The organism is Rhizobium album (assembly GCF_003122325.1).
Classification (GTDB): domain Bacteria; phylum Pseudomonadota; class Alphaproteobacteria; order Rhizobiales; family Rhizobiaceae; genus Metarhizobium; species Metarhizobium album.
Map to the genome: position 1 here is coordinate 69725 of NZ_QFBC01000015.1, position 25496 is coordinate 95220.

Here is a 25496-nt window from a genome sequence, read left to right on the forward strand (position 1 = left end):
GTGACCGATATCGTCCGAGAGAACGCCGTCCCGCCCGCCGCCGTCAAGCGCGGCGCCACGCCGACGCAGCGCATGCTGCAGATCGCCTTTGCCCGCAGCGATTTCCGCATCGGCCTGATCGGTTTCGGCTTACTTGTCGGCCTGGCGATCCTCCTGCCGCTGGTCAGTTCCATCGACCCGGTGAAGATCGCCTACAGTTCCAAGCTGCTGCCGCCCTTCCCGGCGGAAGGGTGGAAATGGCCCTACCTGCTCGGCACCGACCAGCTCGGCCGCGACGTGCTGATGCGCTGTCTCGTCGGCCTGCGTTATTCGCTGCTGATCGGCGTCACCACCGTGGTGCTGATGTTCATCGTCGGCTGCAGCCTCGGCCTTTATGCCGGTTTTCGCGGCGGCTGGGCGGATGCGGTGATTATGCGGCTGACCGATGCGCAGCTGTCGATCCCTATGATCATCCTCGCCATCACCATTCTCGGCGTCTCCCGGCCGACGGTGCCGGCGATCATCCTCGTGCTCGGCCTGTCCGGCTGGCCGCTGTATGCCCGTGTCGCCCGCTCCGTTGCCCTGGGCGAGCGCAATCGCGGTTACGTGCTCGGCGAACGGGTGCTCGGCGCTTCGGACCTGCGCATCATGCTGCTGTTCGTCGCCCCCGTGGTGCTGCCCCCGATCGCCTTCGTCGCCGTGCTGGATATCGCCCGCATGATGATCTTCGAATCCATCCTCGGGTTCCTCGGCCTCGGCGTGCAGCCGCCGACGCCGACCTTCGGCAACGTCATCGCCGATGCGCGGAAATATTTGCTCAACGCCTGGTGGATCGCCACCATGCCCGGCCTGTTCATGCTGGTTTCGCTCACCTGTCTCAACCTGATGGGTTCGGCGCTGGAGCGTGCCCGCAACGCGGTGCTGAGAGGAGAGGCGTGATGAGCGGTCCCATTCTTGCCGTTTCCAATCTCGGCGTCGAGCTGCAGCGGGCAGGCAAGACGCGCCGGGTGGTCGATGATGTCGGCTTCGCCCTGGCCCCGGGCGAGGTGCTTGGCTTGGTCGGCGAAGCGGGATCGGGCAAATCGGTTCTCGCCCGGGCACTGGTGCGGGCGATCTCTTCGCCGCTGGAGATCGTTTCGGGCAAGGTCGTTTTCGAGGGGAAGGATATCCTCTCCGCCGACCGCCGCGAGTTGATGGCGATCCGCGGCAACCGCATCGGCTTCATCGGCGCCAACCCGATGGGCTCCCTCGATCCGCGCCTGTCGATCGGCAGCCAGATCGTCGAAAAACTGCGCTCGGTGAAACCGGGCATCGGGCGTGCGGAAGCGCGGGAGAAGGTTCTCGAACTTTTCGGACGCGTCCGCATTCCGTCGCCGGATGCGCGTTTCCACGAAGCGCCATTCCAGTTTTCCGGCGGCATGATGCAGCGGGTTATGATCGTCGATGCGTTGGTTTCCGACCCGTCGCTGGTGATCGCCGACAACATCACCCAGCCGCTGGATGTCACCGTGGCGGCGCAGATCATCCGCCTGATCGACGACCTGCGGCAAAGCCTGGGAACGGCCTTCCTGTTCATCTCCTCGTCGCTGCCGGTGGTGGCGCAGATCGCCGAACGGACGCTGGTGATGCAGCGCGGCCGGATCGTCGAGGAGGGGCGGACCGAGGACATCGCCGCCAATCCCGGGCAGGCCTATACCCGCACCCTGATTTCGCGCATCCCGCCGATCTGGAACAATGTCAGCGCGCCGGTCGCGACCGAAGCCGAGGCGGTGCTGAAAATCGACAACGTTACCCGCACATACCGGGTGCGCCGGCGCAACACGTTTAACGGTTTCAACGCGGTCAAGGCGATCAGGGGCGTCTCCTTCACCGTCAAGGCCCGCGAAAATTTTGGCATCGTCGGCGAAAGCGGCTGCGGAAAGTCGACGCTGACGCGGCTTCTCGCCTGGCTGGAGCAGCCCGACAGCGGTTGCATTGCTTTCCTTGGAAAGGACCTGTCGCAGCTTTCGTCCCGGTCGCTGACCGAATTTCGAAAGTCCTTCCAATTGCTTTTGCAGGACCCCTACGGCTCGCTACCGGCCAATATGCCGGTCCAGCGCATGATCGAGGAACCGCTGCTGATCCACGGCGTCGGCAAGGCGGAGGCGGCCCGTCTGGCTCAGGAGGCCATGGCCGAGGTGGGGCTCAGCATGGAGTTCGCCGAACGCCTGCCGGTGGGCTTGAGCGCCGGCCAGCGCCAGCGCATCAACATCGCCCGCGCACTGGTGCTGAAGCCGCAACTGCTGATCCTCGACGAAACGCTCTCGGCGCTCGACCAGGTGGAGCAGGCGGAACTCCTCGACCTGTTCACCCGGCTGCAGGCAACCCACGGCTTTTCCTACGTCTTCATCTCCCACGACCTGGCGCTGGTGCGCCGCATGTGCCACCGCATCGCCGTGATGTATCTCGGCCGCATCGTCGAACTGGCCGACAATGCCACCCTGTTCGAGCATCCGCATCATCCCTATACGCGGGCATTGCTCAGTGCTATGCCGACCCTGGAGGACAATCGTTTTCCGCGTTCCCGCTACCTGCTGGACGGCGAGCCACCGAGCCCGATCGAGTTGCCGTCGGGCTGTTCGTTCCGGTCCCGTTGTCCGCGCGCCCAGGGCGATTGTCAGAGGATCGACCCGCCGCTGCTCGTCATCGACGGCGGCAATGCGGCTGCGTGTCTGCACATGCACGAGGCGCTGACGGAGAAGGAGACCGCCGATGTCGAGTGAAGTCCGCAAGGAGGTCATTCTGGAGCGGCTGGACCGCTATCAGCGCGTCAGCGTCCTGGAGCTTTCGGCGGAATTCGGCGTGTCCGGCGAAACGATCCGGCGTGATCTCAAGGATCTGGAAGCCGAGGGCGTCGTCCGCCGCGTGCATGGCGGCGCCATCCCGGCCGGACGCACCGCCGATACGCCGATCACCGAACGCATCAAGCTGAACGCGCTCGAAAAGGACGAGGTCGCCGGTCTGGCGCGCGGGCTGATCAACGACGACTGCGTCATCTTCCTCGACACCGGCACGACGACGCTGGCGCTGGCAAGGCGGCTCATCGGCTTCAAGAAGCTCAGGCTCTATACAAACTCGCTGCGCATCGCCCAGGCCGCCTGCGAACATTTCGGCGTGCAGGTGCAGATGACGCCCGGCCGGCTCAGGCCGGTGGAGCAGGATCTCGTCGGCTACGATACGATCTCCTACATCCAGCAATTCCATTTCGACATGGTGTTCATGGGGGCCGCCGCCATCAACGCCGATTACGGTTTCATGGATTTCGAGGAGGACGAGGCGCGTATTCGCCAGAACCTGCTGGCCCAGACGTCGCGAAGCGTCATGCTGGCCGACCATTCGAAATTCGGCAAGGTCGGCAATGTCATCACCGCCCCGTTCAACCGGGTGCACACGCTCGTCACCGACCGCCGTCCGCCCGAAGCCGTCGAGACCGCGGTCAAGGCCGAACCGCTGGAGATCATCCATGCTTGAGGCAGCGACAACAACCGGCCTCGACAGGCTGACCCCGGTCTTCGATCGTATCTCCGCCATCGGCGCACGATCCGGCGAGGGCGTGACACGACTGGCGGCGAGCGCCGAGGATGGCGCGGCGCGCGCCATCTTTGCCGATTGGATGACGCAGGGCGGCGCGCGGATGGAGCAGGATGCGGTCGGCAACCAGTTCGCCTGCTTCGACTGGGCGGGCGACACGGCGCCGTGGATTTTTGCCGGTTCCCATCTCGATACGCAACCGCGCGGCGGCCGTTTCGACGGCACCTTCGGCGTGCTTGCCGCCGGTTGCAGCGCGCTGTCGCTTCTGTCTGATATCCGCGAGGGCGGCTTCAAACCGGCCTGCAATCTTGCCGTCGTCAACTGGACCAACGAGGAAGGTGCACGGTATCAGCCGAGCCTGACCGGCAGCGGCGTGTTTTCCGGCGCCCTGCCGCTGGTGCAGGCACTGGCGTTGCGTGATGGCGCCGGCATCGAACTGAAGGCGGCGCTTGCGGCCATCGGCATTTCCGGCGCGACGCAAAACCTGCCGCCGCGCCCGCACGCCTATGTCGAACTGCATGTCGAGCAGGGACTAATTCTGACAGAGGCCGGTTGCCGCGTCGGTGTCGTCGAAGGAACCTGGGCGGCCCGCAAGATTACCGCGACCTGGATCGGCCGCGCCGCCCATACCGGCCCGACGCCGATGGCCGACCGCCGCGATGCGCTGCTGGCGGCGGCGCAGGGTATTGCCGGTTTCGAGGCGGTGACGGCGCAGGCCTATCCGCATCTCCACCGTTCTGCCGCCCGCCTCGTCGTCGAGCCGAACTCGCCGAACGTCGTGGTGGAGCGCGCCACCGTCTGGTTCGAGCTGCGCGGCCTCGATACCGCCGAACTCGACCGAGCCGGGCAGGCGGCACTGGTCGTGTTCGCCAAGGCGGCTGCCGACACGGGGACGCGGCTGGAGATCGCCGCGGATACGCTGCGGGCGCCGGCCGAGATGGATGCCGGACTGATGGCGTTTGTCGGAGAGATTGCGCGGTTTGCGGGTTTCGAGCCGCTGACCATGCGCTCCGTTGCCGGCCACGATGCCGTGGCGCTGCAGAACGGCGGCATCGCCTCGGCGCTGATCTTCGTTCCGAGCGTCGACGGCATTGCCCATCATCCCGACGAATTCACTCATCCAGAAGACCTCCAGGCTGGCCTGACGGTGCTGGAGAGTGTTTTGCGGCGGCTGGTCGCAGATCCGGCCGGCGGCGGACAGAAAGTGTAGAAGGAGCGCCATGCAGCACAACGATCCTATTAAAGCCGCGCTGGAACAAGCCGGCTTTTCCGGCGCGGTGCTTTCGCCGCCGATCGGCGGCGTGGTGTCGCCCGTTCACCGCGCCGTCGAAAATCATTGCTGCCTGGCGGCGATACCCGGCGAGGCGCCGGTCTTCGTCAAGTGCCGGCACGAGGACATGGCGGCCTTCATCGATCCCGAAGATGCCATCGAGGCGAGCGGCAAGGCCGGCCAGATCGGCATTGCGCCGCGCCTGCTGCATGCAGATGCCGCCCGCGGCATCCTGATCTTCGAGGCGCTTGGCGAGGAATGGTCCTGGGGCCATGTGGATGTCTTGCGGCGCCCGCCGGTTCTGGAAAACTTGCTGGCGGCAAAACGACGGTTCCATGGTGTTACGCCGCTTGCTCAAACGCGCAGCGTCTTCGACCTCATACAGGCCTATCGCCGCCTTGCGGATGCGCCCGATGTACCCTTGCCATCCCCTGTCGCGACGGTTTCGGCGGCCGTGGAAAACATTGCGGCGGCGATTGCCGCTTCCGGTGTCGATATGGTTGCCTGCCATGCGGACGGGGCCTCCTCCAACGTCATGGTCGGGCCTTCGAATACCGTTCGCCTCGTCGATTTCGAATGGGCGCGGCAGGCGGACCCGGCCTACGATCTCGGCACCGTGCTTGCCGAACTGTTGCCCTTCGACGGCGAGGCGCTGCTGGCGATCGAGATGGCGACGGGCAAGCCGGATGCGCAGGTGCTGGCGCGTGCCCGCCTCTACGGTGCGGCGGACGACCTGCTGTGGGCGCTCTGGGGTTTCATCCATGCGGCGCGCTCGCCGCGCAAGCATGTCGAGTTCTTCAAATATGCCGAATGGCGCCTGTTGCGGGCGCGCACCGTCATCGAGGGGCCGCGTTATCAGGCGTGGCTGAAGCAGGTCTGAAGGGGATTATCCAATGAGACGCAGGCTGGGTGAAGGTGTTACCGTCGCGGAACAGGCGATCGAGGCGGCGATCGGCGCATCGGTGGACTGGCGCGGGCTGGATGCGGCCTACGAGCCGGTTCCCGGCGGCATCAGCAATCCGAACTGGCGGGTATTCATCGACGGCGCACCGCACAGCTTTTTCGTGAAAATCCCCGGCGCAGGCACGGAAATGTTCATCGACCGCACGGCGGCCAACGAAGCGGGGCGCAAGGCGCATGCGGCGGGCGTCGGCGCCCGCATCATCGATTTCTTTCCCGATACCGGCGTCGAGGTCAGCGAATTCGTCGAAGGACTGAGAACATCGACCAATGCCGATTTTCTCGATCCCGTCGTCCGCTTCAACGGCCTGCGTGCCCTCAAGGCCTTCAACGATGCCGCGTCGCTTTCTTTGGTGAAAACCACCTTCGACATGATCGATGAGCATTTCCAGCAGGTGCTTGCGCTGGGTGGCGAGTTCCCGTCGGATTTCGGCTGGCTGAATGCTCGTTACCGCGAGGCACGGCAGGCGCTCGAAGCCTCCGGCCTCGACCTGGCGCCCTGCATGAACGACACGCTGGCCGGCAATTTCCTGCTGCATGCCGACCGTAGGGTGATGCTGGTCGATTTCGAATATGCCTCGACCAACGACCGCGCCGCGGAACTGGCCCTCTGGTTCAGCGAGATGTGTTTTTCGCCGGAGGTCGAAGCGGAACTGATCGAGGAATATTACGGCCGGATCGATGCCGCCCTGCTGGCGCGGGTGTCGCTTTTCAAGGCGCTCGTCGACCTGAAATGGTCGACCTGGGCCATGGTGCAGAACCAGGTGTCCCGCCTCGATTTCGATTTCTTCAAATACGGCTTCTGGAAGCACATGCGTGCCCGTTTCGTGATGAGCGATCCGCGCTGGGCCGAATGGCTGAAGGCGGTTTAGCGGCCAGGACCTTCGAACCCGGTAATTCTAGCTGTCGTGCTCGGCGGTTTGCCTCGCGCTCGGGCTTCCGCGCGATACCTCCTGCGCGTGAAAAGCTTCGCCAACCGCTCAGCAACCGCTTTCCTGTACAGTGTGTCAGAAAAACGAAATTGCTCCCCCCGTGCTTTAAAGGGATGTTGACCACGTTCCGGTGAGGAGAGCCGGAGCGTTGTGGAGGTAACTTCCGGGTTTTGCCCAGAAGACAGGCGTTGTGGACGGCAGGCCCTGCGGGCCGGCGATTGCCGCGACGGGGAGGATATGTTTTGGCAGCACAGCGGCAACCGCAGGGGCGCATCAGGATCAATCAGGAAACCGTGGTGATCGCCATTTCGGTGGTGCTTTTCCTGGTCTTCTCCATCTTCCTCAACAAATTCCTGTCGCAGGGCAATATCATCGCTCTGCTGAAGAACGTCGCGATCCTCGGGACGCTGGCCGTCGGCATGGGTTTTGTCGTTGTCGGCCGCGGCATCGATCTCACCATGGTGGCGGTGATGGTGGTCGGCGTGGCGTTCAGCATCTGGCTGTCGACGCAGGGCGTCAGCTTCACTTTCGCGATCGTCGTCGGCGGCCTGCTGGTTGCACTGCTCGGGCTGTTCACCGGCATCCTCGTCGCCATCGCCGAAATCCCGCCGATCTTCGCGACACTGGCGATCGCCTCGGCGGTCTATGGCGCCGGCCGCATCCTGTTCAGCTCCGACGTCCTGTATGCGCCGTCGAACATCCAATGGCTCACCTTCATCGGCTCGGGGACCATTTTCGGTATTCCGATGTCGGTAATGGTTTTTGCCGCCGTCGCTTTTGTGATGAGCCTGTTCCTGAAGAAGACCCGGTTTGGCCGTCTCGTCTATGCCAGCGGCGACAATCCGGCCGCCGCCCGCAATTCCGGCCTGCCGACGCGGCCGGTGATCATCACCCAGTATGTCGTCAGCGCGCTGATCGCTTTCATCGCCGGTATCATCATGACTGGCCTCGTTACCGGCATCAACACCCGGCTCTACAACTCGACTCTGATCTACGACGTGCTGCTGGTGGTGGTGCTCGGTGGCATCGGCCTGTCGGGCGGCCAGGGCGGCGTGCGCAACGTCATCGTCGGCACGATCCTGGTCGGCATCCTGATCAACGGCATGACCATCCTGAATTTCAGCTACACCAGCCAAAACCTGATCAAGAGCGTGATCCTGCTCGGCGCGCTCGCCATCGACGCGGTGATCAACCCGCGCGACGAGCAGACCTCGCAGAGCGGCGATATCTGACGCACAAGAATTTTGAAGTGGAGGAGAACATCATGAAGACAATGAAAAAACTGCTGCTCGCAGCCATTGCGGCAGTCTCGCTGGTGCAGGCACCGCATATGGCGCAGGCAGCCGATGTCGAGCAGATCGGCCGGTCTGCCTATCTGGAAGCGATGACGGGCAAGAAGGTGATCTTCGTGCCCCTGTCGCAGGGCATGGACCTGAACCAGGCCTGGGTCACCGTCTGGCAGCGTCATGCGGCGCGTTACGGTTTCACGCTCGAAGTGCGTGACCCGAACATGAACACCGACGCCGGTATCCGCGCGCTGCAGGGCGCCATCGAGGAAAAGCCGGACCTGCTGATTGTCCAGAACCCGGATGTGCAGACCTATGCCCGCATGCTGAAGCAGGCGCAATCCGCCGGCATCAAGGTGCTGCAGGTCAACATGCAGTCCGCCACCCAGACCGACAGCTATGTCGGTAACGACTGGATCGAGATGGGCCGCCTCGAGGCTGGCGAGCTCGCCAGGACCTGCATGGCGCCGGGCGCGCCGTCGAAAAAGATCGTCTGGCTGGCCGGCGTGCAGACCGGTGCCGCCAACATCTTCATGCGCACCGGCATCGACCAGATCATTGCCGAGAACCCCGGCCTCGAACTCGTTTCCGACCAGCCGGCGGACTATGACAGCGAAAAGGCGCGCCAGATCACCGAAACGGTGCTGCAGCAGCATCCAGATCTCTGCGGCATCATGGGCATCTGGGATAATGCCGAAGTGGGCGCGGGGGCCGCGGTTCTCGCGGCCGGCAAGCAGGATCAGGTGACGATCGTCACCAACGGCGCGGGTGCCGATACCGGTTGCGAAAGCATCAAGAAGGGCCTTCTCGATGTGATCTACAACTTCAATGCGCCGATCCAGGGCGAAATCGCCGCCCAGCAGATCTCCGAACTGCTGCAGCATCCGGAGCGGGAAGCCGGCGCGGAAAAGACCATGTTCTTCGGGCCGATCACCCGCGTGGACAAGGACAATGCCACCGGCCGCAACTGCTGGAAAATTGACGACTTCAAGTAATGGAAATGCAGGATGACCCTGTCTGAAAGCCTTGTACGCCTGCGCTACCGGTTTTTCCCCGACCATGTGGTCGGGGAAATCCTCGGTAAGAAATGGATCGACAGCATCATACCCTTCATGGCGCTGGTGGTCCTGATCGCCATCTTCGGCAGCATCGTGCCGCGTTTCTTCGAGCTGTCGACGCTCGCCAATCTCAGCGGCCAGACGGCGGAGCTCGGGTTGATCGTGCTCGGCCTGACCATCGTCATGGTCTCCGGCGGCATCGACCTCTCCGTCGGCTCGACATTTGCGCTGGCGGTGCTGGCGACGCTCTACGGCATGAATGTCGGCCAGTGGAGTTTCGGCACCGGACTTGTGGCGACGCTCGGCGTCGGCCTCGCCTGCGGTGCCGTCAACGGCTTCATGGTCGGCATCCTGCGCATGCGGGCCTTCCTGACGACGCTGGTCACCCTGATCATCTTCCGTTCGATCTTCGAGATTGTCTTTCCGCAGGTCTCCACCGAGATCGTCACCAGCTATCCGGATTCGCCGCTCTACGACTATCTCGGCATGGGCCGGTTCCTGGGCACGCCGGTGACATTCCTCGTCTTCGCCGTCATCGCCATTGCCTTGCACATCGTGCTGTCGCGCGGCCGCTATGGCTGGCGGTTGCTCGCCGTCGGCGGGGCGCGGCGTTCGGCCTACAATGCCGGCGTCAATGTGCGCCTCACCGTGTTCAGCGCCTATATCGTCTGTTCGATGATGGTGGCGCTGGCCGGTTTCTTCTTTGCCTCGCGCATCGGTAGCGCCGCATCCGACATCGGCGCCGGTCTCGAACTGCAGGCGCTGACGGCAACCGTGCTCGGCGGCATTTCGCTCGGCGGCGGCCGCGGTTCGGTCGCCAAGGCGCTGATGGGCACGGTTTTCGTCCTCATCCTCTCCAACAGCCTGCTGCAGCTTGCCGTTCCGGGTCCGGTCAACGATTTTGTGCTCGGACTGGTGCTGGTCGCCGCCGTGTTCCTCGACGTCCGCTGGGTCAAGAACCGCCACAAGATCCTGCGCAGCGTCTATATCTCGCCGACCTTCAACAAGATGCCGCCGTCCGTTTCGACGGAATCCGGCTCGCCCATGGCGCCGAACGACCGGCTGCGGCAGGTCGGCGTCATCGGCCTCGGCATCCTCGACGGCGCCGAAGACGTCATCTTCGACCGCAACGACAACCTCTACACCGGCAGTCGCCACGGCGACATCCTGCGCTGGTTCCCGCCGGACTACACCCGCCACGAGGTCTTCGCCCATATCGGCGGCGCGCCGATGGGTATGACCTTCGACGAGGCCGGCAACATGGCCGTCTGCATCGGCGGCATGGGCCTCTACCAGATCACGCCATCCGGCGAAGTCAGCCTGCTGACGGCAGAAACCAACCGCAGTCTGACCTCGGTCGCCGACGACAGCTCGATGAAGCTTGCCGACGATTGCGACATCCTGCCGGACGGCCGCATCATCTTCTCCGAGGCCACCGTGCGTTTCGAGATGCACGACTGGTATGCGGATGCGCTGGAAAGCCGCGGCAACGGCCGCCTGATCGTCTACGATCCGAAGACGAAATCGACGCGCACCATCCTCTCCAACCTGGTTTTCCCCAACGGCGTCTGCACCTCTTATGACGGTCAGTCGGTGCTGTTTGCCGAAAGCTGGGCTTGCCGCATCAACCGCTATTATTTCGCCGGCCCGAAAACCGGGCAGGTGGAACGGGTGATCGAGGGGCTGCCGGGTTATCCCGACAACATCAACCGCGCTTCCGACGGCACCTACTGGCTGGCGCTGATGGGCATGCGCACGCCGGCGCTGGACCTGTCGTTGGAAATGCCGGACTTCCGCCGCCGCATGGCGCGGCGCGTCTCGGAAGATGCCTGGCTGATGCCGAACCTCAACACCGGCTGCGTGCTGCGCTTCGACGAACAGGGCCGGATCCTGGAAAGCTATTGGGACCTCGGCGGCCAGAAGCACCCGATGATCACCTCCATGCGCGAGCACAAGGGCGTGCTCTATCTCTGCGGCATCTTCAACAACCGCATGGGCACGCTGGCACTCCCCGATGCCGACCCCAACTGGTGCGGCGTGGATACCTACTGGAGGAAACCGGCATGAATTTCCTTCGCAAATTGCTCGGCCGGGACGAATGGGCGATCACGCTGCCGGTTCTCGACGGGCCGCTCCTGCCCAACCAGGCATTGGAAGAGGCCGAAACCTTCGCCGAACTTGCCGGCGCCGACAATCTTGTCGCCACCGAAAAGGGGTTGGTGGCGAGTTCGGGAAACAGGCTTTTCCGATATGAAGCTGCCGGGCAAGGCGAGGTCATCGCCGAGTTCGATCAGCCCATCAGTGCCGCCACCGCCGCCAAGGGCATGCTGGCGATCGGCATCGATGGTGATGGCGTCGTCATCCAGGGCGGACAGCATGGGGGACGAACGTTCAAGGATGCGGGCGGCCGCAAATTCGGCTGCGTGACGGCGCTGACCTTCCTCGATGCCAACACGCTGCTGATGGCCAACGGCTCCGACGCCGTGCCGGCATCGCAATGGCGGCGCGACCTGATGCAGAAAGGCGCCTCCGGCAGCCTGTGGAAACTCGACCTCAAGACGGGCACCGCAACCTGCATCGCCGATGGCCTCGCCTGGCCGGCCGGCATCGCCACGACAGGCTCGAACCGCATCTATGTCTCGGAATCCTGGCGCCACCGGGTGCTGGCGATCGATCTCAGTTCAGGCGCGCGCGAGCCGGTTCTGGAGCACCTTCCGGCCTATCCGGCCCGCATTTCCCCGGCCTATGACGCCGGCTACTGGCTGTCCTTCTATTCCGTCCGCAACCAGCTCGTCGAATTCATCCTGCGTGAGGATACCTACAGGGCGCGGATGCTGGCGGAGGTGCCGGAACCTTTCTGGATGGCGCCTTCGCTTGCCTCCGGCCTGTCGTTCCGCGAGCCGATGCAGGGCAGCCAGCTGAAACAGATGGGCGTGCTGAAACCTTACGCCGTCACCCGCTCCTACGGACTGGTTGCCAATTGCGATGCGCGCATGCGGCCGCTCGCCAGTTTTCATTCCCGCGCCGACGGCACGGCGCACGGCACGGTGGCGGCCTGCGAAGTGGGCGACGATCTGCTGGTCGCCTCGCGGGGCGGCGGCCGCATCCTGCGGCTGCCCGGCGTGGCGAACGGACATCGGGAGTTCCAGAGATGACCGACATCATCGCATTTCAGACCGCAACCAAGACGTTCGGCGGGCTTGCGGCCTTCAAGAACGTCAATTTTTCGCTGCGCAAGGGCGAAATCCACGCATTGCTCGGCGAAAACGGCGCGGGCAAATCGACGCTCACCAAAGTGATGGCCGGCGTCTACAAGCTCACCGAAGGCAAGCTTCTGCTCGATGGCCGCGAGGTCAGCTTCTCCTCGCCGAAGGACGCGCTCGACAAGGGTATCGTCATGGTCTTCCAGGAGACCAACCTCGTCCCGGCGATGACGGTGGCGCAGAACATTTATCTCGGTGAAGAGAAAATGTTCAATCGCCTGCGCGGCCTCTACATCCAGGCGCGCCAGTTCCTCGTCGGCATGGGTTTCCAGGTCGATCCAACGGCACAGGTCTCGACGCTCGGCGCGGCGCACAAGCAGATGGTGGAAATCGCCCGCGCCGTGCACCACAAGGCCCGCGTCATCGTCTTCGACGAGCCGACCGCCACCCTGACGCCGGAAGAAAAGCGGCATTTCTTCAACCTCATCAAAAGGCTGGTGGAAAGCGGCGTCTCGATCGTTTTCATCACCCACGCGCTGGAAGAAGCACTCGAAGCGGCCGACCGCATCACCGTCATGCGGGACGGCGAGGTGGTGGCCTCCGGCGAAGCGAAAGATTTTACGCGTTCGTCGATCGTGCAGGCGATGGTCGGCCGCAGCCTGACCGAAACGCTGCACGGCTCGGCCTCACGTACGCCGCGGCCCTATGGCGAAAAGGTGTTGTCGGTCGAAAACCTCTCCTGCGCCGGCCTGGTGCGCAATTCGTCCTTTTCGGTCTTTGCCGGGCAGGTGACGGGCATGTTCGGGCTCGTCGGTGCCGGCCGCACGGAGATGGCCAAGGTGATCTCCGGGGTGATGAAACGCAACCTGTTCCACGGCGGCGAAATCCGCCTCAACGGCCGTTCGGTCCGTTACCGGGTGCCGCGCCCGGCGATGCTCGACGGTATCGTCTACGTCACCGAGGACCGCAAGTTCGACGGTTTCTTCGAGACGATGACGGTGGGTGAAAACCTGCAGATCAGCGAACTCTCGAATGGCAGCAATCCGCTCAGCGTCGTTTCCATGTCGCGGGCGCGCGTTCTCGCCAAGGAATGGGGCGAGCGGCTGAAGCTCAAGGCGATCAGCGATCGCGCCCGCATGATCGAACTTTCCGGCGGCAACCAGCAGAAGGTGGTCATCGCCAAGGCGCTGATCCAGCAGCCGAAGCTGATCATCTTCGACGAGCCGACCCGCGGTGTCGACGTCGGCGCCATCGTCGAGATCCACCAGCTGATCGGCGAGCTTGCCGACCAGGGCATGGCGGTCGTCGTCATCTCCTCCTACCTGCCTGAAATCATGGCGGTTTCCGACCGGATTCTCGTCGCCAAGCGTGGGCGCATCGTCGAGGAATTCATGGTGTCGGATGCCACGGAGGAGCGGGTCATGTTCGCAGCAGTGCATTGATTGCATATCTGCCGGTTTAGCCGCCGTGTGGCCTTGCATTTTTGCGATAAGGGGCGCTTATCTTTGCCGCATGGAGAACAGGTACCCATGAGGCGATGAGCAACGTCAATCTCAAGCTTCTGCAGACATTCCTTCTTGCGGCAGAACATGGCAGTTTTCGACGTGCGGCCGAAGAGAGCAACCGCTCGGCTTCGGCGGTCAGCATGCAAATCCGCGATCTGGAGGAGCAGGTCGGCATAAGCTTGTTCATTCGCACGCCGCAGCGCGCCAACCTGACACCGGAAGGCAAGATCCTGTTCGAGCAGATTCGCCGGGCGATGACCGACGTCCAGTCCGGCCTTGATCGTCTTACGGAAATTGCCGCCCAGCGCAAGGGACGGGTGCACATCGCCTGTGCACCGACGCTCGCCGCCAGCCGTCTCGGCGACATCCTGGCCACCTTCAAGCTGCGGTATCCGCGCAGCATCGTCGAGGTGAAGGAAACGCCGCCGAGCGCGGCGCTGCTTCTGCTGCAGGAGCAGGAAGTGGAATTCTACATCGGGCCGGAAGTGCCCAACCTCGCCGATTTCCAATTCGAATCGATCATCGACGATCCGCTGGTGGCCGCCGTGCCACCGGATTTCGACAAGGGCCAAAAGTCCTTCACCCTGTCGTCCTTCGCGGGCATTCCGCTCATTCTCCTGAACGACAAGACGGCGGTGCGCGGCCTGCTCGACCGGCTGGTCGCCGACGAAGGCATCAGTTTCAACGCGCAATACGAAGTGGAGAGCACGCAGACGGCCCTGGCGCTGGCGACCGCCGGCCTCGGCGTCTGCATCGTGCCGAGCATCGCGGTCAGTTCGCGCCGCGACGACGGGTTGCGGGTGGTGCCGATCGCCCATCCCCAGGCCCGCCGCTCCGTCGGCATCATCACCGCCCGGGGCTATGTGCATCACAGCTTTTCCGAGCAGCTGATGAGCCTGATCCGCACCAATCTCAGGGAGCTGGCCTGAGGGCTTTCGCCATCAATCGGTCTGGATCCACACCGCCTTGGTTTCGAGATACTCGCCAAGATGTTCGACGCCGCCCTCGCGGCCGTAACCGGACATCTTCATGCCGCCGAAGGGAACGGCGGGGTCGAGCGCATGGTACATGTTGACCCAGACGGTGCCGGCCTTGATCCGCTGCGTCAGCTTGTGCGCCGTGCCGACATTGCTGGTGAACACGCCTGCTGCCAGGCCGTAGGGCGTGGCGTTGGCGCGGGCGACGACCTCGTCGAGCGTATCGAAGGGCAGGGCGGAAATCACCGGTCCGAAGATTTCTTCGCGCGCAATCGTCATCCCGTCGGTGACGGCGCCGAAGACGGTCGGCGCGATGAAGTTTCCGCCATCGAAATCCGGCCCGGAAAGACGTTCGCCGCCGACCACGAGATCGGCCCCTTCCTTCCTGCCGACCTCGATGTACCCCTCCACCTTGCCGGCCTGGCGGCTGCTGATGATCGGGCCGACCTCGGTCTGTTCTTCCAGCCCGTTGCCGATGCGCAGCTTCAGCGCGAAGTCGGCGACGCGGCGAATGAATTCGTCATGGATCTCGCGTGCCACGAAAAGCCGGGAACCGGCGATGCAGATCTGGCCCGAATTGGCGAACACGGCCATGGCCGCCACCGGCACGGCGCGGTCGATATCGGCATCGCGGCAGATGATCATCGGCGACTTGCCGCCGAGTTCCAGCGAGACGCGCTTTAGATTGGCGGTTCCGGCCCGTGCAATCGCCTGCCCCGTTGCCGTCGAGCCGGTGAAGACGATCTTGTCGACGCCGGGATGCAGTGAGAGCGGCGCGCCGGCCTCGGCCCCGGTTCCGGTCACGATATTGACGACGCCATCCGGCACGCCGGCCTGCTGCATCAGCTTTGCGATCAGGAGCGGCGTCAGCGGCGCTTCCTCCGATGGTTTCAGCACCACGGTGCAACCTGTCGCCAGCGCCGGGCCGATCTTCCAGATCGAGGCGGCGATCGGCGCGTTCCACGGAATGATCGCGCCGACGACGCCGACCGGCTCCTTGCGGGTGAAGGTGACGATTTCGCCCGGAATGGAGTTTTCGATCACTTCGCCATGGATCGCCGTCGCCTGGCCGGCGTAGAAACGCAGCATGCCGATGACGCGGCGGCGGTTGGCAAGCGTTCGGCTGATCGGCATGCCCATGTCGAGCGTGTCCGAAAGGCAGAGTTCTTCCCAGTTCTGCTCGAAGAGATCGGCGATCTTGAGCAGCAGCGCCTGGCGCTCGTAAGGCTTGAATTTCGACCACGGGCCTTCGAAGGCTGTGCGTGCCGCCTGGACTGCCGCTTCGACATCGGCGGCCGCGCCTCGCGGTACCGTCGCCAGGAGCTTGCCGGTCGCCGGGTTGCGACTTTCCAGAACCTCGCCCGATTGCGCCGGAACCCAGTTGCCGCCGATGAACATCGGTCGGAACTCTCCCGTATACAGCGTCTCCGCCCGGGCTTTCGGGTCGAATGCGATGGTCATGTCTCCTCCTCGCCGCAAGCGGCGTTATGTCATTTTACGACATGGTATCCGACGTCGGCGCCGGTCGTACAAACAAGGAAACCTAATAAGGCGTTCAGATAATCGGACTACCTATCGGCGCCGTCTTCCCCGATTGTCTATCGGCAGATGGAGGAGTGCGATGCGACTGGAAGGCAAGACTGCAATCATAACGGGCGGCGGATCCGGCTTCGGGGAGGGGATCGTCCGCAAATTCGTGGCCGAGGGCGCAAAGGTCGTGCTCGTCGATCGCGACGAGGCGAATGCGGCGCGCGTTGCTGCCAGAGACCAGGCCGCGATCGAGCCGCTGGTCGCCGACGTCGCCAGTGCGGAAGGTTTCGAGAAGGCGCGCGATACGGCGATCGGGCGTTTCGGCCGCCTCGATATCCTCGTCAACAATGCCGGTGTCGGCCACGTGCCCACGCCGCTGGACGATATCGACGAAGCGACCTTCGATCGCATCGCCAACGTCAACATGCGTTCGATCTATTTTGGCGCGCGGGCGATCGTGCCGCTGTTCAAGGGCCAGAAGAGCGGAGCGATCCTCAACGTCGCGTCTACCGGCGGCGTTTCGCCGCGTCCCAACCTGACCTGGTACAATGCCTCGAAAGGCTGGGTGATTACCGCGACACGCGGCATGGCCGTCGAGCTGGCGCCGTTCGGCATTCGCGTCAACGCTATCAATCCGGTGGCCGGCGACACGCCGCTGCTGAAAACCTTCATGGGAGCCGATACGCCGGAAGTGCGGGCGAAATTCCTGTCGACCATCCCGCTTGGCCGGTTCTCGACTCCGGAGGACATGGGCAATGCCGCGGCTTTCCTGTGCTCCGACGAGGCGAGCATGATCACCGGCGTCGCCATGGAAGTCGACGGCGGCCGCTGCATCTGAACGGAGCGACGATGAAAGACCATTATGATATTGCCGTCGTCCATGGCGACGGCATCGGGCCGGAAGTGTGCGGTGCGACGGTCGAGGTTTTGCGTGCGGCGCTCGGGCCGTCCTCGCCGCTCGTCTTTTCCGAGCATCCCGCCGGCGCCGATCTGTTCGTCGCAACGGGGGAGAGCTTTCCGGAAACGACCTTCGCCGCCTGCCGCGCCGCCGATGCCATCCTGCACGGCGCCGCCGGCATTCCCGGCATCGTCCACCCAGACGGCACCGAGGCAGGGCTGGATTTCACGCTGCGCCTGCGCTTCGAGCTTGACCTGTTCGCCAATATCCGCCCGATCCGGCTGTTCGACGGCGTGCGTAGCCCGCTCGCAGCGGTCAAGGCCGGCGATATCGATTACATCATCCTGCGGGAAAACAGCGAGGGCCTCTATGCCGCCCGCGGCGCCGGCGCCCAGCTGCGCGGCGAAGTGGCGGTCGATACGCTGGTGCAGACCCGCCGCGGCGTCGAGCGGATCGTTCGCAAGGCTTTCGAGCTGGCGCGCGCCGGCAAAGGGGCGCCGGCCGACGGCGTGAAGCGGGTGACCTGTTGCGACAAGGCGAACGTCTTGCGCAGCTACGCCTTCTTCCGCTCGGTCTTCGACGAGGTTGCCCGCGATTATCCTGATATCGAAGCCGAACACGCTCTCGTCGATGCCATGGCCATGCATCTCGTGCTCAAGCCCGGGCATTTCAACATCATCGTCACTGAAAACATGTTCGGCGACATCCTGTCGGATCTTGCGGCGGCGACCATCGGCGGCATGGGGCTGGCGCCATCGGCCGAGGTCGGGCTGTCGCAGGGTCTCTTCCAGGCGGCACACGGTTCGGCACCGGATATTGCCGGCAAGGGGGTCGCCAATCCCTACGGAACGGTGCTTTCCGCCGCCTCGATGCTCGAATGGCTGGGCGGGCGGCACGACGATGCACGGCTCACCGAGGCGGCAAAGCGTATCCGGCAGGCCGTGGGCACGGCGATGCAGGAAGGCATGCTCAGCCGCGATCTCGGCGGCGTCAATTCGACGGTGGAGATCACCAGGGCCCTGTGCGCTCGCCTCGCTGCCTGACGGCGAGGCGTCGGCCTGCCGGACCAACGTGGGGCTTCCACATCGTTTGGCGATGGCGACCGCCTGATCGGCAGGACGTCAGCCAAGATCGCGCAGAAAATCGTCGCACCATCGCGTCACGTCGTTGGCGAGCAGATCGTCCATGCTGACCCGCCAGCGATCCTTGCGTTCGTCGAGCGGCATCGCCAGCGCCCGCGACAGGGCATGGGCGATGCCCTCGACATCATAAGGATTGACCAGCAGGGCGCCTTTCATCGAGCGGGCGGCGCCGGCAAACCGCGAAAGCACCAGAACGCCCGGATCTTCCGGATCCTGCGCCGCGATATATTCCTTGGCGACCAGGTTCATGCCGTCGCGCAGCGGCGTCACAAGACCGACCCTCGCCAGGCGGTAGAGGCCGGCGAGCACCGGCCGGGCGATCGAGCGGTTGATGTAGCGGATCGGCACCCAGTCGACGGCGCCGATGCTGCCGTTGACCCGACCGGCCTGCTCGGCCAGCGCCCGCTGCATCGCTTCGTATTCCGGAACCTCGGAGCGCGATTTCGGCGTGATCTGCAGGAAGGTCACCTTGCCATGATAGGCCGGATAACCGACGACGAAGCGCTCGAAGGCATCGATGCGCTGGGTGAGGCCCTTGGAATAATCGAGCCGGTCGACGCCGATGATCAGTTTTCGATCTTCGATGCTGCGTTTGGTCCTGCGCACCGTCGGATTGCCGGCGGCTTTTTCGGCGAATTCCGCGAAAGCGCTGGTTTCGATGCCGATCGAATAGACGCCGCCGCGGAAAATCCGGTCCTCGGTCTGGATCCGGCCCTCGTCCAGTGCCTGGCCCATGCCTTCGCGCTTGAGGCAGCCGAGGAAGTTTTCGAGGTCGTGATCGGTCTGGAAGCCGACGAGATCGTATTGCGACAGGGACCGCATGATCTCCTCGTGCACCGGCATCGCCAGCAGGATATCCGCCGGCGGCCAGGGGATATGCAGGAAGAAGCCGATGCGGTTCTTGAAACCCATGCGCCGCAATTCGCCGGCCAGCGGGATCAGGTGATAGTCGTGGATCCAGATGACGTCGTCCGGCTGCAGCAGCGGCGCCAGACGTTCGGCGAAGAAGCGGTTGACGCGAAAATAACCGGCCATCTCCCTGCGCGCATATTCCGCAAGGTCCAGGCGATAGTGGCAGATCGGCCAGAGTACGCGGTTGGCGAAGCCGAAATAATATTCGTCCACATCCGTCCTGGTCAGGTCTGTCAGGGCGTAGGTGATCGGACCGAGGGTTTCGGTGCGCAACGGACCCGGCTCGTCCGTTTCGCTTGTCTGGCCCGACCATCCGAGCCAGAGGCCGCCCCGTTCCTGCAGGGCGGCTTCAAGAGCGACGGCCAGGCCGCCGGCGGGGGCAGCACCCGTCTTGTCGGGAATGGGAACACGATTGGAAACAACCACGAGACGGCTCAAACCGATCCTCCCTTTTTACTGCGAAAACCTGCAGCATCATGTCCGGCAGGCGCGGGGCCGAGTCCGGTGGGCAAGTTGCGCTGCTGGATGTCAGTGAGAAAAAGCAGGAGAAAAAATACTCCCGCATGGCGTAGGATCTGCCGGGTGTTTTTTGCCCGGCAGCGTCTTGGTCGATGTGTCATTGGGGCGCATTTATGGCGGTTTGCCGGAAAGGCAAGAAACAACAGCCGGAAAAGCCAAGCGATCGCGTTGTCGCACATGCGGCATTATGTCTTTTCACGACGTGTGATTTCTTGTAAGGAAGCGTTACCGTTTTTCGCGGTTGCGCCGCACAAGGCGTAAAAATGGCTGCTGGGGTAGCAGCCACTCCCTGAACTGCACGAACAGGAGTGTATTATGATCCCTTTCACCTATAGGCCAAAAACTGGTTCTGAAGTGATTGCCCATTACGAAATCGAGGGCGACGTCATGCATGTCCTTTACAAGGACGATCGAAGATCCACCGCGCTTGGGGTCAATGAAATCGGCAACGCGTTTCTCCGCGAAAATCTGCTGAGAACGATGATGGCCGAACGACAGAATATCCCTGTCGCCTGAATGCCATGCCAGCTCCCGCGGGAGCTGGCTCCTTCCGTGAAGCCCGGGCGCTCTCGCCGTCGCTTTTTCTTCCTTTTCACAGATTTACCGATTTCTTGCTGCTTTTCCGGACTGTCTGGCGGCTCGCTGCGAGAGCCCGAATTCGTGCACATGGTCAGGAGCGGGCCGATTGCGGGATGCCGGCCTGTGCGTGCACGGCTGCCGCCTGCACGGCGGCTTCGAACGTCTCGCGCGGAACCGGCCGGCCGAAATGAAAGCCCTGGAATTCGTGACAGCCGCTATCCAGCAGCAGCGCATGCTGCGCCGTCGTCTCCACGCCTTCAGCCAGCACGACGAGGCCGAGGTCGCGACCCATCTGGATGATGTTTCGCACCAGGCCGGCCGCGTGCTGGTTTTCGGTGGAGTCATTCACGAAGCTTCGGTCGATCTTCAACTGGTAGAGCGGCAGGCGGCGCAGGTAGCTGAGCGACGAATAGCCTGTGCCGAAATCGTCGAGCGCGAAGCGGATGCCGGCGGCGCGCAGGGCATTCATCTTGGCGATCACCGGCTCCATGTCGGCAATGATGACGCTTTCGGTCAGTTCCAGCTTCAGGCGGGAGGGTTCGATGCCGTAGAAGGCCACGGTGTCGAGCACGGATTGCTGGAAATCGCTGACGGCGAACTGGCTGGCGCTGACATTGACCGCCAGCGTCAGCCTGCTGAGCACCGGATCGTCCGCCCAGCTTGCCAGCGTGCGGCAGGCATCCTTGAGCACCCAGCCGCCGACGAGCGGCATGAGACCGCTCTCTTCGGCCAGCGGGATGAAGACGTTGGGGGCGACGTAGCCGCGTTGCGGATGCTTCCAGCGCAGCAGCGCCTCCGCACCGATGATATCGCCGGCATTGTTGATCTGCGGCTGGAGGAAGAGTTCCAGTTCATCGTTGCGCATCGCCTGCTGCAATTCGCGCACCATGCCCTTCTGCCGGGTGAATTCGAGCCGGATGACATAGATGCAACCGCAAACCATCGCCGTCGCCAAGAAGGAATTGATCCAGGTTCCAACAAAACGGATCTCGTCCGGTACCGGCCGGGCAAAGGGCAGTGCCCAGTTCGAGGCGGACAGGAAAATGAAGGAGGCGAGACAGGCGGCCACGACCGCCAGCTGGAATTTCGATTTGCGGCGCAGGTAGTTGATGTAGCCAAGCATGGCCAGCACCGGCAGATAGAGATGCGTCACCCTGGGGGCGTTTGCGGTCGGGGTGTCGAACATCAGGCAGAAACCGAGGATGAAGGCCAGAAAGGCCAGTTCGGAGACAACCAGCGCGGCTGTCAGGCGCCGGGCGCGGATCAGCAACAGGCTTGCGAAGCTGACGATCGCCAGCACCACATCGGTCGCCGCCAGTTCCCACCAGCCATAGGCGACAAACACCATGCACCAGATCATGCTGACGCAAAGCACCAGTAGCGCACCCGCCTGATAGGCGAAAATCAGCCGGTGGGAATATTGTTCCGAAAGTTTATCCAATGCTTCGCTCTGCCCCGGCAATCTTGACCTTGATCTCTGCGTTCTGACATTTTCACCGGGTTTTCTTTCATCATCCACGGATGTCAGGACAGCAACTCTAGCGAACTCGACTTCACAAATTGCAATTCCACTGCCGAAACATTGATTCAAACTTGCGTGAAGCAGTGACGGGAAGAATGCCGCGGGTGAGGCTGGCTCGCATGTCCGGCAATAGTTGCCCGTACGAGATATTTTCTATTGAAAATAACTTCGGTGCGAAGCAAGAATAGATCTTTCAACGATCAATTGAAACAGGGCTGTGCCAAATATTTTCATCGAGCCAATGCGTCTCTCGCGCTGACTGTGACTATCCCGGACGCTGATCGACGGGGGATTCTCGTTTTGGGTCAGTATAGGCTCAGCGAAGCTTCGCCCGTTTCCGGCACGCTGCTCTTGTCGATGGAAACGACGACCGACAGGCCAGGGCCGAGATGTTCGATCGAATCCTGGTCCTTGTCGATGCTGATGCGCACGCCGACGCGCTGGGCGATCTTGGTGAAATTGCCGGACGCGTTGTCCGGCTTGATCACCGAAAATTCCGAACCGGTTGCGGGCGAGAAGCTCTGGATATGGCCCTTGATCTTGCGCTTGTTCAGCGCATCGACGACGATCGATACCGGCTGGCCGATCTGCATGCCGTAGAGCTGCGTTTCCTTGAAATTGGCGACGACCCAGACATCGCGCGGCACAACGGCCATCAACTGCGTGCCAGGCGTTACATATTGTCCGAGTCGCGCGCCGATCTCACCGAGGCGGCCGTCGCGCGGGGCGACGATGACAGTGTTCTGCAGGTCGATTTCCGCCAGTTGCACGGTGGCCTCGGCGCCGGCGACGTTCGCCTCCAGGGCGGCACGGCTGACGATGATGGTTGCAAGGCTCTGGGTGGCCACCTCGACGGCTGCCTTGGCGCGGTTGAGCGCCGCTTTCGCCTGCAGTTGCGCCGCTTCCGCCTTTTCGGATTCGCTGGTGGAGGCCACGCCGCGGTCCGTCAGATTGGTCACCCGCTTCGATGTCAGCTGCGCCTGTTTGAGCACGGATTCCGCGCTTTCGACCTCGGCTTCTGCGGCGTGGATGTTCGCCTGCGCCGACAATTCCTGCTGATGCGAATTTGCGAGCGCGGCCTCCTGTGCCCCGAGGGTGGCCCGGGCCTGCGCCACCTTCTGGGTGTAGGTGCGATCATCGATCTTCACGAGCACGTCACCCTGCCGGACATCGGCATAATCCTTGACCGGGACTTCGACGATGTAACCGCTCACCTGCGGCGAAATCGTCGTGACATATCCGCGGACATAGGCGTTTTCCGTCGTTTCGACCGATGTCATGAAAGGCGGCAGCCGCCAGGCATAGAGCACGAGAAAGACGCCGGCGATGCCTGCGAGGATGGTGATGAGGGTGCTGGGGGAGCGAAGAAGCTTGAACATGGATTTTTCTGGGTTCGGTCAGGGGGCTGGCTGCGGGGCTGCGGCGGAACGAAGCGTGACGATCTTGTCGAAGGCGCGATGCAGGAGAAGGATCACCAGACCTGCGAAGCTGGCGAGGAAAATGACGAAAAATGCGTCGTTATAGGCAAGGATATAGGCTTCGCGGGTCACCTGCTGGGCAAGCAGCGACAGCCCTTCGGCATTCAGCAGCGACTTGTCGGAGATCACCTTACCATAGGCGCCGGAAAGTTGCGAAACGCGCTGCGCCACGACGGGATCGGACAGCAGGATGCGCTCCACCAGGATATTGGAGTGGAATTTTTCCCGCATCGTCACGAAGGTGCCGAGCACCGCCGAAGCGAACAAGGCACCGATGCTCTGGGTGAACAGGAAGATCACCAGGAAGTTGACGACATAGGTTGTGCCTTTGGCGAGCACCGCGCCGAACCCCTTGGACATGATCGGCGGCAGGAACATCGCTGCGCCGGCGGAGACGAGCGCCTGGCTGAGATACATGTCGGCCGGCCGGGTCATGCTGGTCGACTGGCTGTCGAGCCACGCGCCGGCAGCGATAAGAACGAGTGCGATCGCATGTGCCGTTTCGACGTAGCGGGTCAGCATCAGCAGCGAACAGAACAATCCGCCGACGATGGCGGCGGCGAGGACCACCGCATAGAGCGATACCGTCTGGTCGTTGAGCAGGCCGAGTTGCTGGTAAAAATTGGCGGCCGTGGTCGATTGCTCCGAGGAAACGAAACGGAAGAGCAGGAGCAGGCCGGCCATGCGCATGTTCGGCCCGGAAAACAGCCAGCGAAAGTCGAGCATCGGGTTCTTGCGTGGCGCCTCGACGATAAACAGCAGCGTCATGGCGCCGATGGTCACGGCGAGCAGCACGCCGAGCCAGGGCGTTTCGAACCACCAGTACAGCCGGCCGAGCGTCAGGAAGACGGCAAGGCAGCCGAAACCGGTGGCGAGCAGCAGGTAGCTGAGAATATCGGTGCGCTGGATGACGTTGGCCCGCGGCGGCGCGGTCACCGGCAGAAGGTAGATGACCGGCAAGGCAATCAGCGCCAGCCCCATTTCGAACGAATAGAGCGCATTCCAGCCGCCGAAATCGAGCAGGGTCGGCGAGATGATCCGGGCCAGCGGCGCGGAAATCAGCGTGTTCATCAGGGCGAGGCTGAGGCCGAGCGACAGTTTCTTTGCCGGCGGAAAAGCCTCCAGCATGTAAAGGAAGCCGATCGTCGAAAGCGGAGCGGCGGCCATGCCGCTGATGGCGCGGATGGCAATCGCCGAATGCAGGTCGGTGACGAGCAGGTTGAGGATCGAGGCAAGGACGAAACAGATGATGCTGAATTCGGCGAAGCGCCGCAGCCCGTATTGGGTCCGGATCTTGAAAAGCGCGATCGCGAAACTGGCGTAAGGCGCCATGTAGGCGGCCGACAGCCAGGAGATTTCCGCCACCGTCGCCGAAAAACTTCCCTGAAGCTGGTAGATGTTGGCGGAGACCAGATTCATCCCCAGCCCCTGCGTCAGGAAGAACAGCACCGAAGAGGCGATGTAGAGCGGCATCTTCCAGCGCGACATTGCTGGCGGCGCCGGGGCCGGGGCTGGTGACTGTGTCGATAGCGCCGCCGTCTCGGGCTCTTCCCGCAGGGTCGCGACGGCATTGTCGTTGGCGACCGCATTTCGTGCTTGATCGTTGGTCATGACACGTCCTCAGGAGGTCCGAACGCTCTGAAGATTTGCCTGCATCGTCCTGATGACGGCCGATGCCGTCAAGAGGTCTTCTTCGGGAATGCCGGCGACAAGGCGCAGGATGAGTGCGCCGGCGACGCTGTCGACCTCCTCGGCCGTCTGGCGGCCGAAACCGGTGAGATGGACTTCTTTGGCTCGCCGGTCCGTGTCGCTCGAACGGCGCTCGACGAACCCCTGCGCCTCCATCGTGTCCAGAAGACGGACGACGGTCGGCGTTTCGAGTTCCAGCCGCTCGGCCAGTTCGCGCTGGTTCATGCCTTCCTTCTGGACCAGCGATGCAAACACCCGCATGCGCGGCAGGGTGATGTTCTGCTTACGCGTCAAAAACTCGAAAACGGTCTTCAGCTTGCGTCCGAAGGCGCTGACGTCCTCGATGAGGCGGCGTTCGACGGCATTGTTTCGCATCGTCCATATCCATAGCGCACTAATTATAGGGTTGGATATAATAAGTAAGACATATTTTCAAGCGAGCAATTGACAAAATGCATCTGCCGGCTGGGAAGCGGTCTGCGGGATA

Annotated in this window: 21 protein-coding genes; 15 read left to right on the forward strand and 6 right to left on the reverse strand. The window is 63.1% G+C overall.

Features of this window, described 5'->3' with window-relative positions; genetic code table 11:
* Positions 1 to 9 precede the first annotated feature (9 nt).
* From DEM27_RS25160 to DEM27_RS25215, 12 genes are all read left to right on the forward strand, one after another.
* Entirely contained in the window at positions 10 to 918 is a 909-nt protein-coding gene (locus tag DEM27_RS25160) for an ABC transporter permease (protein ID WP_245446102.1), read from the forward strand.
* A complete protein-coding gene (locus tag DEM27_RS25165) occupies positions 918 to 2741 on the forward strand; it encodes a dipeptide ABC transporter ATP-binding protein (protein ID WP_109460999.1) in 1824 nt (607 codons plus the stop codon). Before DEM27_RS25160 ends, DEM27_RS25165 begins: the two co-directional genes overlap by 1 nt.
* Positions 2731 to 3489, forward strand: a complete 759-nt coding sequence (locus DEM27_RS25170) for a DeoR/GlpR family DNA-binding transcription regulator (RefSeq protein WP_109461000.1) — start codon at positions 2731 to 2733, stop codon at positions 3487 to 3489. Before DEM27_RS25165 ends, DEM27_RS25170 begins: the two co-directional genes overlap by 11 nt.
* Positions 3482 to 4759: a Zn-dependent hydrolase gene (locus DEM27_RS25175; protein ID WP_165823583.1), complete on the forward strand. Its 1278-nt coding sequence runs from the start codon at positions 3482 to 3484 to the stop codon at positions 4757 to 4759. Before DEM27_RS25170 ends, DEM27_RS25175 begins: the two co-directional genes overlap by 8 nt.
* A gap of 10 nt (positions 4760 to 4769) precedes the next feature.
* Positions 4770 to 5699 (forward strand): phosphotransferase, encoded by a 930-nt coding sequence (locus DEM27_RS25180; RefSeq protein ID WP_109461002.1) that lies wholly within the window; start codon positions 4770 to 4772, stop codon positions 5697 to 5699.
* A gap of 13 nt (positions 5700 to 5712) precedes the next feature.
* Positions 5713 to 6651 (forward strand): choline/ethanolamine kinase family protein, encoded by a 939-nt coding sequence (locus DEM27_RS25185; RefSeq protein WP_109461003.1) that lies wholly within the window; start codon positions 5713 to 5715, stop codon positions 6649 to 6651.
* Between the two features lie 302 nt (positions 6652 to 6953).
* A complete protein-coding gene (locus tag DEM27_RS25190; RefSeq protein ID WP_109461004.1) occupies positions 6954 to 7943 on the forward strand; it encodes an ABC transporter permease in 990 nt (329 codons plus the stop codon).
* Positions 7944 to 7975: 32 nt separating this feature from the next.
* Positions 7976 to 8992, forward strand: coding sequence for a sugar ABC transporter substrate-binding protein (locus DEM27_RS25195; RefSeq protein ID WP_109461005.1), 1017 nt, complete (start codon positions 7976 to 7978; stop codon positions 8990 to 8992).
* 12 nt (positions 8993 to 9004) lie between these two features.
* Positions 9005 to 11122: an ABC transporter permease gene (locus tag DEM27_RS25200; RefSeq protein WP_109461006.1), complete on the forward strand. Its 2118-nt coding sequence runs from the start codon at positions 9005 to 9007 to the stop codon at positions 11120 to 11122.
* A complete protein-coding gene (locus tag DEM27_RS25205) occupies positions 11119 to 12210 on the forward strand; it encodes an NHL repeat-containing protein (RefSeq protein ID WP_109461007.1) in 1092 nt (363 codons plus the stop codon). The genes DEM27_RS25200 and DEM27_RS25205 overlap by 4 nt, the downstream gene beginning before the upstream one ends.
* Complete coding sequence (locus DEM27_RS25210; protein WP_109461008.1) at positions 12207 to 13700, forward strand: sugar ABC transporter ATP-binding protein; 1494 nt, start codon at positions 12207 to 12209, stop codon at positions 13698 to 13700. The genes DEM27_RS25205 and DEM27_RS25210 overlap by 4 nt, the downstream gene beginning before the upstream one ends.
* 95 nt (positions 13701 to 13795) lie before the next feature.
* Complete coding sequence (locus DEM27_RS25215) at positions 13796 to 14692, forward strand: LysR family transcriptional regulator (RefSeq protein ID WP_109461009.1); 897 nt, start codon at positions 13796 to 13798, stop codon at positions 14690 to 14692.
* A 12-nt stretch (positions 14693 to 14704) separates the two neighbouring features.
* On the opposite strand, the gene DEM27_RS25220 is transcribed toward DEM27_RS25215, so the two are convergent.
* The gene (locus tag DEM27_RS25220) at positions 14705 to 16201 is read right to left on the reverse strand and encodes an aldehyde dehydrogenase family protein (RefSeq protein WP_109461010.1); all 1497 of its coding nucleotides are present in this window, start codon (positions 16199 to 16201) and stop codon (positions 14705 to 14707) included.
* Between the two features lie 160 nt (positions 16202 to 16361).
* Between DEM27_RS25220 and DEM27_RS25225 the strand changes: the two genes are divergently transcribed.
* Together DEM27_RS25225 and DEM27_RS25230 are read left to right on the forward strand one after the other, a co-directional pair.
* A complete protein-coding gene (locus DEM27_RS25225; RefSeq protein ID WP_109461011.1) occupies positions 16362 to 17108 on the forward strand; it encodes a glucose 1-dehydrogenase in 747 nt (248 codons plus the stop codon).
* Positions 17109 to 17119: 11 nt separating this feature from the next.
* Positions 17120 to 18211: an isocitrate/isopropylmalate dehydrogenase family protein gene (locus DEM27_RS25230; protein WP_109461012.1), complete on the forward strand. Its 1092-nt coding sequence runs from the start codon at positions 17120 to 17122 to the stop codon at positions 18209 to 18211.
* A 78-nt stretch (positions 18212 to 18289) separates the two neighbouring features.
* Here the strand turns inward: DEM27_RS25230 and otsA are convergent, their stop codons facing one another.
* On the reverse strand, positions 18290 to 19660 hold the full coding sequence (otsA, locus tag DEM27_RS25235) for an alpha,alpha-trehalose-phosphate synthase (UDP-forming) (RefSeq protein WP_109461013.1): 1371 nt from the start codon (positions 19658 to 19660) through the stop codon (positions 18290 to 18292).
* Positions 19661 to 20056: 396 nt separating this feature from the next.
* Between otsA and DEM27_RS33675 the strand changes: the two genes are divergently transcribed.
* Positions 20057 to 20257 carry a hypothetical protein gene (locus DEM27_RS33675; protein ID WP_128755567.1) on the forward strand — a complete coding sequence of 67 codons (201 nt, stop codon included), beginning with the start codon at positions 20057 to 20059 and terminating at the stop codon, positions 20255 to 20257.
* Between the two features lie 154 nt (positions 20258 to 20411).
* Here the strand turns inward: DEM27_RS33675 and DEM27_RS25240 are convergent, their stop codons facing one another.
* The 4 genes from DEM27_RS25240 to DEM27_RS25255 form a co-directional block, all read right to left on the reverse strand.
* Positions 20412 to 21761, reverse strand: a complete 1350-nt coding sequence (locus DEM27_RS25240) for a putative bifunctional diguanylate cyclase/phosphodiesterase (RefSeq protein WP_109461014.1) — start codon at positions 21759 to 21761, stop codon at positions 20412 to 20414.
* A gap of 386 nt (positions 21762 to 22147) precedes the next feature.
* Entirely contained in the window at positions 22148 to 23221 is a 1074-nt protein-coding gene (locus DEM27_RS25245) for an HlyD family secretion protein (RefSeq protein WP_109461015.1), read from the reverse strand.
* Between the two features lie 18 nt (positions 23222 to 23239).
* Positions 23240 to 24931: an MFS transporter gene (locus tag DEM27_RS25250; RefSeq protein WP_109461016.1), complete on the reverse strand. Its 1692-nt coding sequence runs from the start codon at positions 24929 to 24931 to the stop codon at positions 23240 to 23242.
* A 9-nt stretch (positions 24932 to 24940) separates the two neighbouring features.
* Complete coding sequence (locus DEM27_RS25255) at positions 24941 to 25384, reverse strand: MarR family winged helix-turn-helix transcriptional regulator (protein ID WP_109461017.1); 444 nt, start codon at positions 25382 to 25384, stop codon at positions 24941 to 24943.
* Between the last annotated feature and the right edge of the window lie 112 nt (positions 25385 to 25496).